12 protein-coding genes are annotated in these 17,448 nt (G+C 44.6%); 4 read left to right on the top strand and 8 right to left on the bottom strand.

Annotation, left to right across the window (positions count from 1 at the left end; all coding sequences use genetic code 11):
• The first annotated feature begins 15 nt into the window (after positions 1-15).
• The 3 genes from EG028_RS11230 (at position 16) to EG028_RS11220 (ending at position 3,024) form a co-directional block, all read left to right on the top strand.
• A complete protein-coding gene (locus tag EG028_RS11230; protein WP_120516431.1) occupies positions 16-1,275 on the top strand; it encodes a GAF domain-containing sensor histidine kinase in 1,260 nt (419 codons plus the stop codon).
• Positions 1,276-2,012: 737 nt separating this feature from the next.
• Positions 2,013-2,294 carry a hypothetical protein gene (locus EG028_RS27830; RefSeq protein WP_221198102.1) on the top strand — a complete coding sequence of 94 codons (282 nt, stop codon included), beginning with the start codon at positions 2,013-2,015 and terminating at the stop codon, positions 2,292-2,294.
• Between the two features lie 22 nt (positions 2,295-2,316).
• Positions 2,317-3,024, top strand: coding sequence for a hypothetical protein (locus EG028_RS11220; protein ID WP_123864638.1), 708 nt, complete (start codon positions 2,317-2,319; stop codon positions 3,022-3,024).
• Positions 3,025-3,220: 196 nt separating this feature from the next.
• Here EG028_RS11220 and EG028_RS11215 read toward each other — a convergent pair whose 3' ends face one another.
• The 8 genes from EG028_RS11215 to EG028_RS11180 form a co-directional block, all read right to left on the bottom strand.
• Entirely contained in the window at positions 3,221-4,411 is a 1,191-nt protein-coding gene (locus tag EG028_RS11215; protein ID WP_120516433.1) for a metallophosphoesterase, read from the bottom strand.
• 283 nt (positions 4,412-4,694) lie between these two features.
• Positions 4,695-5,936: a sialidase family protein gene (locus EG028_RS11210; RefSeq protein ID WP_120516434.1), complete on the bottom strand. Its 1,242-nt coding sequence runs from the start codon at positions 5,934-5,936 to the stop codon at positions 4,695-4,697.
• A gap of 22 nt (positions 5,937-5,958) precedes the next feature.
• Positions 5,959-6,873, bottom strand: a complete 915-nt coding sequence (locus EG028_RS11205) for a DUF4886 domain-containing protein (RefSeq protein WP_120516435.1) — start codon at positions 6,871-6,873, stop codon at positions 5,959-5,961.
• A gap of 42 nt (positions 6,874-6,915) precedes the next feature.
• A complete protein-coding gene (locus EG028_RS11200) occupies positions 6,916-7,821 on the bottom strand; it encodes a dihydrodipicolinate synthase family protein (protein WP_120516436.1) in 906 nt (301 codons plus the stop codon).
• Positions 7,822-7,846: 25 nt separating this feature from the next.
• Positions 7,847-9,853 (bottom strand): FG-GAP repeat domain-containing protein, encoded by a 2,007-nt coding sequence (locus EG028_RS11195; RefSeq protein WP_162946432.1) that lies wholly within the window; start codon positions 9,851-9,853, stop codon positions 7,847-7,849.
• 47 nt (positions 9,854-9,900) lie between these two features.
• Complete coding sequence (locus EG028_RS11190) at positions 9,901-10,833, bottom strand: DUF5017 domain-containing protein (protein ID WP_162946433.1); 933 nt, start codon at positions 10,831-10,833, stop codon at positions 9,901-9,903.
• 35 nt (positions 10,834-10,868) lie between these two features.
• Positions 10,869-12,797, bottom strand: a complete 1,929-nt coding sequence (locus EG028_RS11185; RefSeq protein WP_120516439.1) for a RagB/SusD family nutrient uptake outer membrane protein — start codon at positions 12,795-12,797, stop codon at positions 10,869-10,871.
• A gap of 22 nt (positions 12,798-12,819) precedes the next feature.
• Positions 12,820-15,942, bottom strand: coding sequence for a SusC/RagA family TonB-linked outer membrane protein (locus EG028_RS11180; protein ID WP_162946437.1), 3,123 nt, complete (start codon positions 15,940-15,942; stop codon positions 12,820-12,822).
• Between the two features lie 488 nt (positions 15,943-16,430).
• Here EG028_RS11180 and EG028_RS11175 point away from each other — a divergent pair, with 488 nt between their 5' ends.
• Complete coding sequence (locus tag EG028_RS11175) at positions 16,431-17,447, top strand: GntR family transcriptional regulator (RefSeq protein WP_120516441.1); 1,017 nt, start codon at positions 16,431-16,433, stop codon at positions 17,445-17,447.
• Position 17,448 lies beyond the last annotated feature (1 nt).

Here is a 17,448-nt window from a genome sequence, read left to right as displayed (position 1 = left end):
CTAAATTTTTTTTGTATGAGCAATCTGGAAGAGCGGCTTCAAAGAGATGTACAAAAAGTACAGTCATTGGAAATTGTCCCGTCGATATTGGAGCTTATCTGCCGGACTACGGGAATGGGTTTTTCCGCAGTTGCCCGTGTGACGGAAAATAAATGGATTGCCTGCGCGGTGAAAGACGAAATTAATTTCGGATTAAAACCAGGTGGAGAATTAGAACTCGAAACAACTATTTGTAACGAGATCAGGGAGCATGGACAGCCGGTTGTAATCGATGAAGTAAGTTGCGATAATCATTTTAAAGATCACCATACTCCCAAAATGTATGGATTCCAAAGTTATATCTCAATACCCATCTTTTTAAAAGACGGAACTTTCTTTGGAACGTTATGTGCAATCGACCCGCGGCCGTTTAATTTAAAAGCATCGAATATGGTTACGATGTTTAATTTATTTGCAGATCTGATATCCTTCCACCTTTATAATATTGACAAACTTGAAGAAAAGGAGTCGTTGCTTGAGATGACCGAAATGAAATTGACAGAGTCGCTCGATAACATCCGACAGTATTCACACATCAGCCGTCATACGCTGCAGGAACCGCTTAGAAAGCTCAGACTTTACTCGGATCTTCTCATTGAGGATAAGTCCATAAGCAGTAACAATAATGGGAAAGCAATCGCAAAGAAGATAAATTTACTCGCGGGAGAATTTTTGCTGATGATAAAAGAATTGACAGATTTCTCCGATAAAAATAGTTTGTTCGCAGCGTACGAGTTTGTTGACCTAAACTTAGCTTTAAAACAGGCTATCACCAGATTGCAGTTGAAAATAGCAGATAAAAAGGCCATCATTGAAAGTAGTTTTCTACCTGGGATCCAGGCTTTGCCTGGTGAGATTGTTCGGCTGTTTTATTACCTGTTGGACAATGCGCTGAGTTATCACAGGGATGATATTGCTCCAATAATCCAGGTATATTCTAAAGAAGTTGAAGAGAATGAATTTAGAAACCTGATGGATTTACCTGGAGAAGCAGGCTTCTATTGTAAAATCTGTGTTGAAGATAACGGCATAGGCATTCAAAAAGCCCATTTTGAGCAGATTTTTGATTTGTTTTCAAAACTTAATTCGAAGGGGATGTCTGATGGCATTGGGATGGGTTTGTCACAGTCAAAAAGGATTATGAAGAAACATAAAGGGTTTATAATTGTTGAATCTGACCCTAGCAAGGGTTCAGTTTTTTCTCTGATTTTCCCCAAAAAGCAATTGGAGGATTAATCCTGAAGTAATGTTTGAAAACCATTCGCCGGTCGGCTATTACAGCTATCCTACAATTGTGGGTGTGAAAGGAATGATATTAATGGTGAATATTGAGTTGTTTTACTGAAGCGACTTCAGCCCTATTTGGGCTAAGAATGTTCCTGGTTGTATCTTTTTGAGAGAAAGTCGTTGAAGAACAACTATTTGCACATTTTGTGCTGGGAAGTAGGGCTTTCTTACAATTGCGTGTACTTTTCTATAATTCCATACTTTAAGTTTAATTATAAATTAAGAAATGCATTATTTTTAAAATTAATTTAGTTTTTTTATTTAAGTTTAATCTGCTTTGATTAACTGTAGAAAATAGATCCGGGTGGAGTAAAATGTTTATCGATAACTTTTAGCTCCGAACAGGTAAAATCGGGATGTATAATATTTAGTAATCAAAATGTCGATGATCGTTTATACGGCATTCCGTTAATGCTTTCAAGAGCAAGATCAAAACAGAAACTTAAAAGAGTAAATTATTATTAGCCATGAAGTATTGGGTGTACTTAATTTTGACGTGCACAGTAGCAATTTCCTGTTATTCTAATAACAAAGCGGAAGCGAAACGTAAACCGGATAGCATTGATACAAGCATTATTATTACCCAGTCAAAATCACTTTTGTTATCGAAGGTAGATTCTTTGAAATTGGTAAAAAAATTTCCAGTAGTAATTTATTATAAAGTGGTAAGCTCGAAAAAGGACTCCATGAAGATCATGGACTTCGTACTTGATACGTCACATGTATTTAAATGGGAATTAGATGAGGTTCAAAAAGAAAAGCTAAAAGCGGCAGACGATCTTACAATAGACGATGTAATTGCAGTTTCAAAGGCTGGCGCCCATTTTATGTCTGCTATAACAAAGGATAGTTCGTGGTTTACAGACGAAAATATTAGGAAATTGATGCGCGATACCGCAATTATAAATAATGTGACCCGTAAAATTGGGGGGCAACCAATAAATATAGAATTGCGTCCCTTGAAATAAACATTAATAAAACCCAACCCGCATGAAGAAAACCCATTATTTTATTCCAGTTATTTGCGTTTTCCTAACATTCTGTAGTGAAAAGGAACAAGTTCCCTATAATGTAAGGTTACAAAATGACGCCGATTCAATGTCATTGGTGTTATCCAAATCGTCTCAGTTTACATCAGTTAATAATTCCGATGTGAGTAAGTTTCGATTTCGACACTTCGCTGATGTCGAAAAACTGATTGCTAAGTTGCCTGAGAATTTTTCTAAGAAGATTTACATAGAGAAAATTAGTATACCTGATTTAGAAAAAATGAATACATCGAGAACATCCTCAACTGAATGTACTGAAGATGGAAATGGTGGCTATGAAGCGCTCAGTCCATACTATGAATCGGGGGGAGACAATTATAGCGTAGAAGCTTTACGTGCAGGGCCTCCCAGGGAGTATAAAGTTGAAGCAATAGTTAAAACACTAAATCCTTTTTTTGATTATTTAATTAGGTACAACCTGGCAGATAGCGAAAATAGTGGAAGTTTGAAATCAAATGGACATACTGTAGGTGCTTCGGGGCTTAATCCATTAAATTGTATTAGCATAACCGACGTAGGCGGAATAGATGAATTAGTAGAACCTTCTGAAGTTTTTACGTGGGTCTCATGGACCTCAAATCTAAAATTGGGTATTGGGACTTTGTCAGTTCCTCTTGGGATCAGAATAAGAGCCGCTATAGCCCCCTAAGTAGCACATTTTGTGGAACTTGATTAACCTATAAGGATTCGGCAGATAATCTCCAGTACTATCTGTATCTCCGGGAGCTGATAAAAGCAGGGGCATCGATTCTACAAAGTAAAAGAAATTTAGCAAATGTAAAAGGGCGCCTCTCTTGTGGAGGCGCCCTTATCTTTTATGCAGGGCAATTATTGAAAAGTAGTATTTAGTATTCACCATCCCCCCGCTTTAGCGTAAGCACAGTGATCTCAGGCCATATGCCCACTCTTCCCTTCAGACCGTGATAACCGAAGCCCCTGTTCACATAAAGATACTTCCCGCCCTGTTGATATAGGCCTGCCCACTGTTTATATACGTACTTTACAGGGCTCCATTTAAACCCGAAAAGTTCAATACCAAACTGCATCCCATGTGTATGCCCGGCCAGTGTAAGATGAACATGCTGATCATGGTCTACTGTCACTTCATCCCAATGGGAAGGATCATGCGACATCAATATTTTGAAAGCGTTATCCGGTACGCCCGCGGTTGCTCTTTTCAGATCACCGTATTTGTGAAAGCCACCTTTACCCCAGTTCTCCACACCAATAAGCGCAATGCTCTGCCCATGTTTGCTGATCGTAACCGATTCGTTCAGTAATAGTTTGAAGCCAATCTCCGAATGGATTTCTTTCAGGTGGTTGAGATTGGCATCTTTAGCTGTTTTACTTTCCCACCTGATATAGTCGCCATAATCATGGTTCCCTAAAACCGAGTATTTGCCATAAGGCGCTTTGAGCTTCGCAAACAAAGGTATCCAGGGTGTCATTTCAGAGGCCATGTTGTTCACAAGATCACCTGTGAATAAGAGCAGGTCACTATTTTGCGCATCTGCCATGTCAAGGCCTTTCTGCACGCCTTTGACATCACTGAGACTACCGGAATGCACATCGGATAACTGTGTGATGGTGAAGCCGTCAAATGCTTCGGGTAGGTCCGGGAAATACAAGGTTTCCTTTTTTACTTTATAGAAGTGCCGGCCGCGAGTTAAACCAAAGAGGATGATCAGGAAAAATATTCCGGCGAGTACCGCCGCTGCTTCACTTACATAAATACTTCTCGGAGGGAAGCCCTCAAACACGCGCACTATATCTTCCGCCAGCAAGACCAGTGAAGAAAATACTTTTGGAATGAACATCAGCAACATGGCTGACATCAAAATTGCAATAAAGCGTTGTGCATTACTACCTGTCCTGCGAACAAATACGATGAACAGGATACCTGCAAACAACGAAATGTCAATCAACCAATAAACTAAGTGGATCAGCGGGCTCCCTGTAAGGGTAACAATCGCCTGATAGAAATAAATATCGCTCACCACAAAGATCAATAACATCAGCAAAAGCCGTCTTGCCATATAACGAGTAAGTTTATATAGAGGACGAACGACAGGCTGAAATATTTTACGACCGCAAAATTTGGGGATATATGCCTGATTTACAGTGGTTGGATCGCAAGAGACTGTAGTGGGTAGTCTGGTGCTAAACTTATTGATTATTAACTGTTTAATTGATCATCAGCTGTTAGGGAAGGGCATGTTCAGAAACGTAAAATTTAGCAGTTATAAGAAAGAGGCGCAATTTTGCGCCTCTTTCTTATAACTATTTTTTTAGCATGAAATTAACGTATGTTAATCGGGATCATTCGTTGATCCAGGCCAGGTTGAATTTATGAAAATAAATGCTGCGGTGGCTATTGTCGCTATCAGATGTATTTTCATTAAATTCTATCAATGCGCCAATCAGGTTATCCGGTGTCTTTACCAGGCTGCTGTAGCCTCCCAGCTTTGCATTTCCCGTACCATTCTGTGGAATGGCCTTGCTGACAGGCCAGGTAACACCTTCATCATTGGATATCCTTATCCTCATGGCAGTTCTCGTGGTCTGGCTTGCCGAATTCAGGAAAAGTATCCTGCTGGGGGAATCAGTATACCTTAAGATAGAGCCCTCGCAATGCGGGTCTGGCAAAGCAGTAACTTTTTCAAAATTATCCCAGCTGGTGCCGATCCCACCGACAGATTTGTAGCGGTAGAGTTCAGTGGAGCCAACGCCGCGATCGTTCCTCATCAGTACACCACTCAACCGTTCTACTATAGTGCCTTCGGAAGTGCCGCCCGGCATGGAGTTGTATTGCCATGTACTGCCATTATCGTCACTATATATATTCCGGTTGATGGCGGGGATGATCAGGCGGCCGGCAGTGCTGCCAAACCTCTTTTGGATCCCGATTCCCGGGCCAACCGCATCCCATACCATATTTGGGGGTTTAACGATACTGGTAATGTCAACAGGATTGGACCAGTCATTTCCATCCTGGTCATAGGTGCTGAAACAAACAAAAGTTTTTCGCTGACCTGGCTGGGTGATCTTTGTCGTTCCATTTTCACCGGTCTGACTTAAACCGGCGTCATTATAGGACATGAACAGCCAGATCTTCCCATCGCTTTGATTGACAACCGCGGTAGGATTGCCCCAGGTACCATCGCTGCTTTTTACCAGGATCTCAGGCCCCCAGCCACTGCCGTTGGTTGTTGATCTCCTGCAGATCAGGTTGATGTTCCCATAGTCGCGGTTGTTGTTTACCCGGCCTTCGCAAAATGCGATCAAAGTCCCTTTTTTTGTCCTGATAATCGATGGGATACGATAAGAGTGATAAACGCCGCTGCCTCCGTCAAATAGTTTTATAGGTTCATTGAAGGCAAATGTGGTGAAATCGCCGGTAGCTGATGATCGGGATTCCAGCTGTTCTTCCGGCGCAGATGCTGCGTCCTGAGGTAAGCTTGTTTTTTTGCAAGCTGCCGCAGTTAACAAGATAAAGGAAAACAGCAGCGCAAACTTGTTGCATAAATGTGTTTTCGTTCTGGAGAAATTGGTTTTTTTCATATCGGGGTGGATTTATAATTGGTTATCGTGGATTTGTCTTTACTGTTGTCAACGCGGTTTCTTTCATAAACTTCGCAAATTCATCAGATACCGATTGGGGTTTGAACTTTAGTTGAGTGGGGTCTCCGTTAAACAAATGGCTGTACCACACCAATCCTGCCAGGTAACATCCCGCTTCATTTGCATGATTGGGATCAAACTTTAACTTTTTGTCTGTCCCCCAGCTATATCCTACATTGATGGAATTTCTTTCCGCCGGCAATGCCGGATAAATTGCGTTGGTATAATCAAATGCAGTATCTTTTTTAAAGCCCCATTTTTTGTCTGTCGCAACCTGGTAGAAAGCATCGCCCGACGGGATGACCGGCAAATTACCAAGGCTCTTCGCCAGGTGGTGATAGGCCGCTCTTGATCTTTCCCACATTTCTTTATTATTCTTTGCTCTCTTTTCCCCGTCTATCTTTCCCCAATTCACTGCATCCGCGCGGTATGCCCATGTTTGATGAATAAATATCCTGGCTTCGGGCTGGTAACTTTTAACCAGGTCATAAATATTTTTAGCAAAAGGCTGGTACGTTGATTCATCACCAGACAATAGAGAATATTGCTGCATGGTAACTATATCCCATTTTTGCGATGATAATAGTTGTCTTAATGATTTGCCTTTGTAAGCTTTGCCCCTGCTGGTATCTATATTATTTATCAACACCGAGTCCCAATGCCTTTTTAGAGAACAACCTCCCATTTCCGCCCTGCCTAAAACAAGATCTACATTCACTTCTTCCGCCATTTGAGGCAGGTAACGCGAGGCATTCTGTGAAAAACTATTGCCGATCATCAATATCCTTAAGGTCTTTCCAGCCTGTCGGGCATTCAGTTGCAAACACATCGTCAATGCCAGTATTGTAAAAAGCTTTGTTTTAATTAGAATTCTCATTTCCCAGGTTATTATAGTTGTAAACTGTTATCCAGACTAAAGTCAGGTTATAAGTTCAAAAAAGCCGATTTCGGTTAATTCCGCCTTAAAAGCCAGCGTGTCACCAGCCGAAAGAGGTTCAAGCGGTAACCTGCAATCCCCCAGTTCCAGTCCTTTGATCTGCATGATTGCCCGTTGCGCCGGTATTGGCGGATACTTCACTAAACAACGTACCATATTTACCGAATGAAGTTGCCATTTTGCGGCCAGCTCCCGCTTCCCTTCATTATGTAGTTTGATAACCTGGTGATATATGGGTGCGGCAAAAGTATAAGTGCTGCCAATCGCGCCTTTGGCGCCAACTGCAAGCGCCGAAAGCAGCATTTCATCATAACCGAACAAAATATCAAACTTACCGTCCTTATAGTTCAGGCAGGCCTGGTATTCGTGCAGGGTAGATGCTGTATATTTAATACCTGCCAGTGTTGGGATTGCCTCTTCAGCCAGCGTTAAAAAACTGACCATATCTAATGCAACTCCCGTGAGGGTTGGTATGTTATAATAATAAAACGGGGTATTGGGTGCCGCGGATGCAATCTTCGCCATGCATTTAACCAAACCGCTAACCGTAGTTGGCTTAAAATAAAATGCAGCAACGGATGAAATCGCATCTGCGCCTATTTGTTCGGCATGTGCCGCGAGCTTACGGCACTCTGCAATTGAACTGTGCCCTACGTGTACCAATATCAGTATCCGTTTTTGTGCGGCCTTGACATAAGCCTCTGCAATTGCCATTCGTTCTTCTGTCTTTAAGTTCGGTCCCTCTCCATTGGTACCGCAAATAAATATGCCAGTAAGTCCATCCGCTATCATTTTATCGACAATTGCAGGGATGATATCAAGGTTTATTTTACCATCTTCATGGTATGCTGCAAATGTTGCTGCAACTAGCCCGGTAATTTTATTCATTTCTATATAGTTGTTATGGATTTAATTATTTTTTCACGGTCATAGGTCCCGATTTGCGGGCCGCGGGTGGTATGGGCAGCTCTTTCCCGGAAAACAGGAATAGTTTGCCCCTTGGTACGGCAGATCTGCCAAGATGACCGCCATCGCCGCCGGTGAATATATCCAGGTATCCGTCGCCATCCCAGTCAGATAAAGCAATACCGCCATTATGGAAAGAGAGCAGGTTTGAGAATTTTACGGGCTTTTCAAATTGCATCGGTTTGCCTGATGCCCTGTAATAGAAGATTCCGCCGCGTTTCCGGTCAAAGGCATAATATATAAGAAGATCAGGCTTGCCGTCCAGGCCCCAATCGGTCATGGTGAATGAACTGCGGCCATGACCGATATCGAGGATGCGGGTTTTGATCTGAAGCGGTTTTCCATCATGCCCAAGAAATACCTGTGGCTGCCCCAGCTCATCTGTTCCTTTTCCCGGCCAGCATGTAAGTATATTTTGGTCATCCAGGGCGATCAGATCGGGATGTCCGTCTGTATTAAGATCCAGAACCGCGGGTTGCACCCGCTGACCGGCGGCCAATGGCTTCTCTTCCACTTTAAACACTACCGGCTTTTCGAAACGAAGTTCTCCTTTAATCATCCGCCCTTTCAGGAACAGTTGCCTTAACCCCATGGAGCCCGTCAACATATCCCGGATACCGTCCCCGTCCCAGTCTGCGAGCCGGGGAAGCACACGCTCCATATACCATTCCATGGGCCCCCATACTGAACCAAGCCCGTAGTCGATGCTATAATATTCCAGTTTACTGCCGTCTGTAAATTTCAAAGGTGCGGGCACCTCCCAAACCGGGTGAGCATTGTTTCCCTTATTGATGATCACTTTGGGCGCGGCTGGTTCTGAACCAACCACCAGGTCTGTGTCGCCATCTCCATCCCAGTCTATAGGTTCTATCGTGCCAATGCCTTGCGGCATCAAGGGCGTGTTTTTATCACTGGCCATCATTAATGGTCCCTGCTCTTCCCAGCCACCGTTCTTTGGTTTAAACCGGAGTATATTGTCCACGCAGCCAAAATAGGTGCTTGCAAGCAGTTCCTGACGGCCGTCTCCGTCCAAATCCGCAAAGCGCGGATGGATGGCCAGGATACTTGATATGGGTTTTTTGTGTGCGTCAGCAATCAGTCCCGCATTAGTGAATTTCGGCTGTGTTTTAGTTCCCGCATTCCGGAAATACATCAGGCCGGGTTTATGCTGACCTACCACCAGGTCGGTCAATCCGTCTTTATCCATATCAAATGCAATGGGGTAGGGAAAACCAAATGGTGAAACCGGCGAGCCATCGGCTTCAATAAGGAGCGGGTTGTCAAAGATCAGGCTGTCGGCAGTTGACCTGTTGTACATAATGTAAAGACGGCTGGCATAAGGATTCCACGATTCCTGCGGGTTGTTATAACCGGCGGCAAATTTCAGTGAAGGCTGGGCTGCCCGCGGATGTGAGCTACCAACAATGAGATCGTCTTTACCGTCTCCGTTCAGATCAGCGATATCTATTGTCGGACTTACCCAGCAGTCCAGGAAGTTTTGAACAGGTTTCCCGTCCGGGCCAAATGCCTGCATCACCTTCCATTCTGTTTTGCCTTGCAGCCGCAGGGGGATAAACATATGAAGCGCCAGCTGTTTTTTACCAGGGTCACTGATCTGATTATGGCGTTCAAAAGCAATGAAAGACGGGAAGCCTTGCTGAGCCTTTACGCCCGAATGCAGGATCATGGAAAAAAACCTGCCTACACGCGAGTCTTTAAGCACAACCTGGTTATGTATAAATACATTGTTGAACCGCGGTTTCTTTTTGCTGCCGATATTTTCTATAAGTTTAACAGAACCGCCGCTTGTGGTCATCATATCGTTGTCACCGTCACCATCCCAGTCCATAAAGAGAAAATCGGAGGCTCCTATTACCGATGCTGCCAGAGGGATATCGCCGTTGTGACCAAACACAAATGGTTTAGGAATTATTTCCTGTGCCTGCAGATCCATAACAACAGCAACTAACGCTATTGCAAAAATCGGTTTTATGTTAGCGATCATTGTTCTATAGTAACCCATACTTCTTTAATTACTTCTTTTTGTATGTCTCTATCGGCATTTAGTGCTATAAAGGTTGCTTTATAGGTGCCGGGAACTGAATATAACCAGGCGAAAGTTTCAGGCGTGCCGCCCGAAATGGATTTCACATTCACCGCATTCTTTTTATGCCCGAAGGTTTGAAACACCTGGAATCCCCGGCTGATAACCCAATCGTCATCCGGTTGTGTATTGATGGCATTTGCGGTGTGGATCAACCTGTGAGAGGTAGCCGTTCCTGTGTTAATTGTCCACTTATTGTCCGTACCCTGAAATTCAACCACCTGGAACAATCCATTTTCGATAGTGGGGGTAATTTCAAAATCAATATTTCCGGGAACTTTGTTGATCAAAAACATGCGGCCCATATTCCAATACCGTTGTGCAGTGCCGGCGGGGTTTTCTGAAACGTACCTGAAAGCCACATACATCGGGCTGCCTTTCACCTTTAAATCATCCAGGTTAATTTCTCCTGAGACTACATCGGCATTGGACGCGGTATTCGCAGGCAGTACGGCCCTGCTGGTGATATCAGTCCATTTGGCGGCCTTTACACCTTCTTTATTATATTCTCCATTAAAATCGGTGGAGATCAATACGGAAATATTTCTGGGTAAGGTTGCACCCGCGCGGGTCTGACTGTTAAATTGCAGGGTCAGTGAGCCTTCGTCAGACGAGAAGAGATCGCGTTTATCGTATTCCCGCCCCGGTTCACCGGAATAGAAGGTAATGTTGTCGGGGTTTCCCGATATATTAAACTGAACGCTATCGCTCAGTTTGTATTTGGCTGTTGTTACAGAAACCTCAAAATCATTTGGCGCCTGTATCTCCTTCTCCGAACAGGCTGCAAGAGATAAACCTAAAACAGATAATATAAATGTTGTTTTGTTCATAACGTCATCTTTAAATTTCATAGATGGATATCGCATCAGTAACCTTGATTTTGTTTAGCCTGATCGTTATACAACAGCTCCTTTTGCGGAATGGCTAACCTGTAATCTTTGTCCGAAATATTGTTTGCGGGATTTGTATAGTGGGTTACGGTTACATTTGAAGGTGCAAACGGTGTTTTGGCCGCGGGCACAACCGGGGTGCCGTCCGGCTTCAGGTCGCTGCTGCCGGCAATAACCTCGATGCCCATTTGTCTTATGGTAGATTGGAGGATTCCCCAGCGCTTTAGATCCTGCCTCCGTAGAAACTCACCATTCAGTTCCATCAGCCGCTCATCCTGGATGGTCTTTAAAAAAACTTCTTTGCCCGCGGTTTGAGCAACGGTCAGCTCCCCGTCGCCATTTAAAATTACGCTTGCAGATGCCCCGCCGGCGCCTGCTATTGTTACTGTTGTATTGGCAGGATATCCCACGCCGGGATTCGTTATCCTGATGCTTGTCACGCTCCCTCCTGAAATTACAGCAAGAGCGGTGGCTCCTGAGCCGCCTGTGCCTGTAATGGTCACCGCTGGCGGTGTGGCGTACCCCGTTCCCTGGTTTGTTACCGTTATCCCGGTTATTATCCTGCTTCCGTTAAGCTTTCCGTAGGCTCTTGCCCTCACCTGGTTCACCAGGTCGATGGCTTCCGGCGTTGGACCGCCGTTCAATTCATTTTCTGCTTCGGCCAGCATCAGCAACACATCTGCATAACGGACCACAGGATAGTTAGTCGGACTTTGTGTGGCAATGCGTGGCGCGTTTTCTTCACTGCGTCTCCATTTCCCGGGATAACGCGTGTAATACAGATTATATGCGACCGCATTTTGTGCGGGTGCCGTCGTTGCATCTCCCCCGGAATATTTGAAAGGCGCTACACACCAGTCCCGCCGCTGATCGGGCGAAGCATCTGATGCCGCATTGGTGGCTGTGGTAAAGGCAAAAGATTCGTAGGTGCGGTACAAACGCGGGTAAACAAAAAGCCGTCCGTCATTTTTGCCGGCAACGTCGCTGGCCGTCGGTATGCCAACGCGTACCTGGCCGGGGGAGCTCTGTTCGGGTGTAGCCGAATTCACCTGGAATCCCACTTCCCATATACTTTCTTTATAAGCGGCATCGTATTGGTCTTTACATTGCAGCCTGAACACCTGTGTGTAGTCAGGATTCAATCTATGTAGATCGGAATTGATGACTTCTCTGGCCCATTTAGCGGCATCAGTATATCGCCTGCTATCGTTTACCGGCGCGCCGGCGGCATACAGGCATACCCTTGCCAGTACCGCCTGAACGGCCGTTTGCGTTACTCTTTCTGTATAATCGAATGCAGTTGCTTTTTGATCATTGAGTAAACCCTCAGCGGTGATCATTTCATCAATCACCCAGTCATAGACTGCTTTTGAAGAGGTAAAAGGCATATTGGTTTCTCCCGGATCCTGGGTAGGATTGAGCCTCAAAGGCACATCTCCGTACCACTGCGTAAGCATGAAGTAATAATAGGCCCGTAAGAATTTTGCTTCTCCTTCAATATGTCTTTTTTCGTCTGCTGTAATCTTTGTTGGTGTATTCAGATTGGCCAGTACCACATTCGCCCGGTCAATCCCGGTATAGAGCGTGGCCCAGACACTCGCCACCTGCGCATCGGCCGAGGTGGCATTATACCAGGGTATCTTTGGTACGTTACCGGAAGTAGCATAAACCAGTTCATCGGTCGTAGCCGTTATCAGGTGTTGGTAATTGTCGCCATACAGCGTGTTGTTCTTAAGTATGCTGTATGCGCCTGTCAATGCGGCGTTTAAATTTTCCTTGCTGGAAAAGAATTCATCAGGGCTTATAAAATCTGATGGGCTCGTTTCCAAAAGCTTTTTGCAGGATGGAAGGGATACAATTAAGGCCGCGGAAACTATTGTCAGAAATAGGAATCTTTTTATCATATCAGTATGCTTTTGTTCACCTTTAAAGGGCGATATTTAAACCAAAAACAATTGTTTGAGCGATGGGATAGGCAGAGAAATCAAGACCGGGAGACAGGCCGAAGCCTTTGGTAGAAACTTCAGGATCCGGCCCGGAATAATTAGTCCAGGTATATAAATTTTGCGCGGAGACATAGACCCTGGCAGATTCCAGTCCTTTGATAAAGTTTTTTCTGAAGTTGTATCCCAGGGAGATGGTTTTTAATCGGAGGAAGGAAGCGTTCTCAATATAGCGGGTCGATAAAACCCCGGAAATACCGTTGGACCCGCTCCTGGGAATAGTTGTGCTCTGGTTTTCAGGAGTCCATCGGTTCACGTAGGTTGCTTTGACGTTCCTGCCCAGTATAGCCCCGTTTAATCCTTCCATGAAAATATTATTGGCATTCAATACTTCATTGCCATAGGACCATTGAAAGAACACGTTCAGGTCAAAATTCTTATACGTAAAATTATTGTTAAACCCGCCTGTATGTTTGGGATAGGGAGTTCCGATGAGGGTTTGATCATTGTCATCCACAATGCCGTCATTGTTGAGGTCTTTATATTTGGCATCTCCGGGCTGCCTTGCGTTTGTGCCCAAAAGACCGGCCGTTGCAGGCAGTTCATTTTTTAATTCATACCCGCCGGGTATCTTATTAAAATCATCATACTGATATACTCCTTCGTACACAAAACCGTAATAATGTACCAGCTGGTTGCCTACCCGGCTAATCCAGGCCGGGCTTGGGAAGTTGGTTGAAAAATCGGGGATTGAGGTCATTCTCAGGTCTTCGCCTGCACTCAATGCTACTAGCCTGTTTTGATTAAAGGAGATATTGATATTGGAATTCCAGTTAAAGTTCCCGGTCGTGATGTTCTTTGAATTTAAGGTCAGTTCAAATCCCCTGTTCCGTGTTTCACCAATATTTACGGTTGCGGAACCATAACCCGTGCTGGAGGCGATTTGGGAACTCAGTAGCAGATCATAGGTATGCTTATGGTAATAGTCCATCTCCAGTTCCAGCCTGTTCCTTAAAAAGCCCAGCTCTATCCCCGCATCAAACTGCCTTGTACTCTCCCATTTCAGTTTTTCATTCCCTAAACGGCCCTGATAATAGGCAGGCAATGAAGAAGCGCCGATAGGATAATAAGTACCCAGGATAATATTCGGCAGATAACCGAAGTCAGACACCCTGTTGTTGCCGGTTACGCCAAAACTGGTCCTTAACTTGGCATTGGATATAAATGAGAGGTCTTTCATAAACGGCTCATCGCTCAGCCTCCATGCAAAGGCACCGGAGGGAAAGTAGCCCCATTTGCTATCTGCGGGGAATTTTGAGGATCCGTCTGCCCTGAACGTTGCGGTAAATAGATATTTTTGAAACAGGTTGTAATTGACCCTGCTGGTAAAAGAAACCAGTCCCCAGTAAGTGCTGGACGACTCTTTGTCAAATATAACACCCTCATCCAGGCCGTCTATGCCCAATGCCTCGTTCGGTATCAGGTTGGCCCTGTAGCCAAATCTGCTGGCTTTCCTGCTTTGAACGGAAACCACGCCCACAGCAGTTAACTGGTGATTTTTGTTGAATTTCCTGGTATAGGTCAGGCTGTTTTCATTGGACAGGTTAACCACATCGTCCTGCCACAGACCTCCGTTGACGCCGTTTGTTCTGCCAACGCCAGTCAGGGGACTGCCACTCCGTGTATTGGAATTATTAAACAACTCCGATCTTGTAGCAGCCAGGTCTGCGCTTCCTGTAAACCTCAGCTTAAGGCTTTTCGACAGGTCATATTCCAGGTAGCCATTTATCGTGATGTTCCTGATCTTATCAACATCATATTCATTTTGTGCTGATTTCAACGGGTTGAATAAGAATGTTTCGGCGGCGGGGTCTACACCTTCATCCTCCAGGTCTGTTTCACGGCCGGAAATCGGCCGGTAGGTCCACAGGTTATAAAACAAATTCTGCACATTGGAATTGCCCGAACCCACAGCTTTTGAGGTTTGTTCCCTCGGCTTTATGCCGCGAACCTTTGAATCCGCAAAATTTACATTGAGGCCGACCTTGATTTTACTGCCAACCGCCTGATCTATGTTAAACCGCCCTTGTAGACGGTCAAAGCCACTTCGCATAACCACTCCATCCTGGTTCAGATAGGATAGGGACAAAGCGTATTTCGTTTTGTCGGTGCCACCGTTTACGCCTACGCTGTGGTTTTGAAAAGAGCCAGTGCTTACAATCCTGTCAAACCAATCGATGCCTTTTGCATCTCTGAAATCTTCTATTGTCAGATCCGGGGTCGCAGGGTCACTGTCCCTGAAATATAATGCTGCGGCCCTCTGCGGGTCTATCTCCTGTTGCAGCTTAATAAAATCATAAGGGCGTAATACATCGAGGTTGGCCTTGCCCACATCAGAATAACCGGCGCTGCCTGTGTAAGTTACACGTGCCGCTCCTGCTTTACCTTTTTTAGTGGTGATCATCACTACGCCATTGGCGCCCCTGGCTCCGTAGATGGCTGTTGCCGATGCGTCTTTTAGAATATCAATAGACTCGATTTCTGCTATATTCAGTGAGTTGCTATTAAAATCTTCCATCGGAAAACCATCTATAACATAAAGAGGAGCGTTACTACCTGTTAAAGAGTTACTGCCCCGGATGACGATATTTAAACCTTCTCCCGGCTGTCCGTCAATAGATGACACCTGCACTCCCGCGACGCGGCCTGCAAGGGCTTGCTGAAAAGAGGCAACAGGCGCTTTGCTCAGGTCAGACAGGTTTACCGATGCAACTGAACCTGTCAGATCTTTTTTCGCGACAGATCCATAGCCCACGATGATTACCTCATTCATTGATGCGGATTCCTGCTCCAGGACCACCTCTATTTTAGTACGTCCATTGACGTTGATCTCCCTGGTTTTATATCCTATATAAGAAATAACCAGTATTGCATCAGGGGAGGAAACAGCGATCTGAAAATTGCCGCTGGTATCGGATTTAACGGCATTACCCTTTCCTTTTTCAAGTATGCTTGCGTAGGGCAGCTTTTCTGTTGAAGTACTTATACTGCCGGAAACGATCGTTTTTTTCTGCTGCGCATCCAGGTATAGGCCAGGGGATAGCATAAGAAGTCCTGTAAGCAAAATAGCAATGCTTATTATTTTCATACTGTGGAGTTTAAATTTATCGTGGTTGAGTTTGCTACTTGGTTTACTTGTCCATTATGTACTACATATGGAACAAATAGAATTATTATTTCCCTATTTTCCTAATTTTTCAGGAAAAATAATTCCGGTGTATTATAGATATCGCAGAAGCTAAAAGGACTATGAATATATGATAGAAGATTATTCAATTAATCAGGAATGGAGGTTTCAAATGTCCTCTAATCTATTGATTGTTATTATGTACTACAAAATGCAGAAGTAGCCATTCATAATATAGTTGGTACGAAAGAAATCACTCATTCCGAGATCATCCCGTGGAATGGGAACGATCCCAATATCTCCATGCCCCGCGCAGCAGAAATTTGATTTTTCAAAGCTGTTGAAATATATTTACATTGTAGGATAGAATAGTACAGTATTAAATGGCTGTCCATCAATTATTTGCAATGCAGGATATATACGAACAGATCAGGGAGCTGGAGAACATCCAGGGATTGTCCAAACACGAACAGTTGGTACAGGGTATTATCAATGCCATCAACGATAAGCTTATTCAGAGAGGGGATATGCTTCCTTCGGTGAACAACCTGAACAAAGAACTGGGCTTTGCGCGGGAGACCATTGCAAAGGGTTACAAGGAACTGGTCAACCTCGGGATCGTGGAATCGAAGAACCGGATAGGATTTTATGTGAAGGGGGAAAACACCGAAAAAAACCTGCGGATCGCGCTGGTCTTTTTTGCATTCGACAGTTTCCAGGAAGTGTTCTTCAAAACCTTCCGCGACAGCCTGGGTACTCCTGCAACCATTGATATTTATTTTCATCATAACAATATCGACGTACTGGAAAGTATCATTGCCAACGTCAGGGGCCGCTACGGCATGTACGTGGTGGCGCCCATCCCGCATAAACGTACGGCGGACATTCTGGCCACGCTGCCATTGAACAAATTCCTGATGATCGACCGCTACCAGGCGCTGGACGGCGATTTTTCCTATGTCGTGCAGGAGTTCGGGAAGTCATCTTACGCCGCTTTTTCAAAACTGGCGCCCGCGATCCGTAAATTCCGGGGGATGATCCATTATCACAGGCCCGCGTCGGACACCCCGATAGAGATCATTCAGGCGTATAAGAAGTTCGTGAAGGACTTTAAGATCAAAAGCCTGATACGCACCGAATATATTCCCGGTTCCATCGAAAAAGGATATGTCTATTTTACCATCAACAACGCCGAGCTTTGGCAGATGCTGAAGGATGCGAAGGCAAAAAGTTTCCGGCTCGGCAAAGATGTGGGCATCCTTTCACATAATGACGAAGTGGTGAAAGAGATCATTTTCGACGGCATCACCACCTATTCCACGGATTTTTCCATAATGGCCGAGAAGGCAGCTGAATTTGTACTGAAACGAGAAAAAATACAGGAAGTAATACCGACTATTCTACTGCGCAGGGGGTCACTTTGAT

This window comes from Chitinophaga barathri, from assembly GCF_003807585.1.
In the GTDB taxonomy this organism is placed as follows: domain Bacteria; phylum Bacteroidota; class Bacteroidia; order Chitinophagales; family Chitinophagaceae; genus Chitinophaga; species Chitinophaga barathri.
This window is presented reverse-complemented; position numbering and strand designations above follow the sequence as displayed.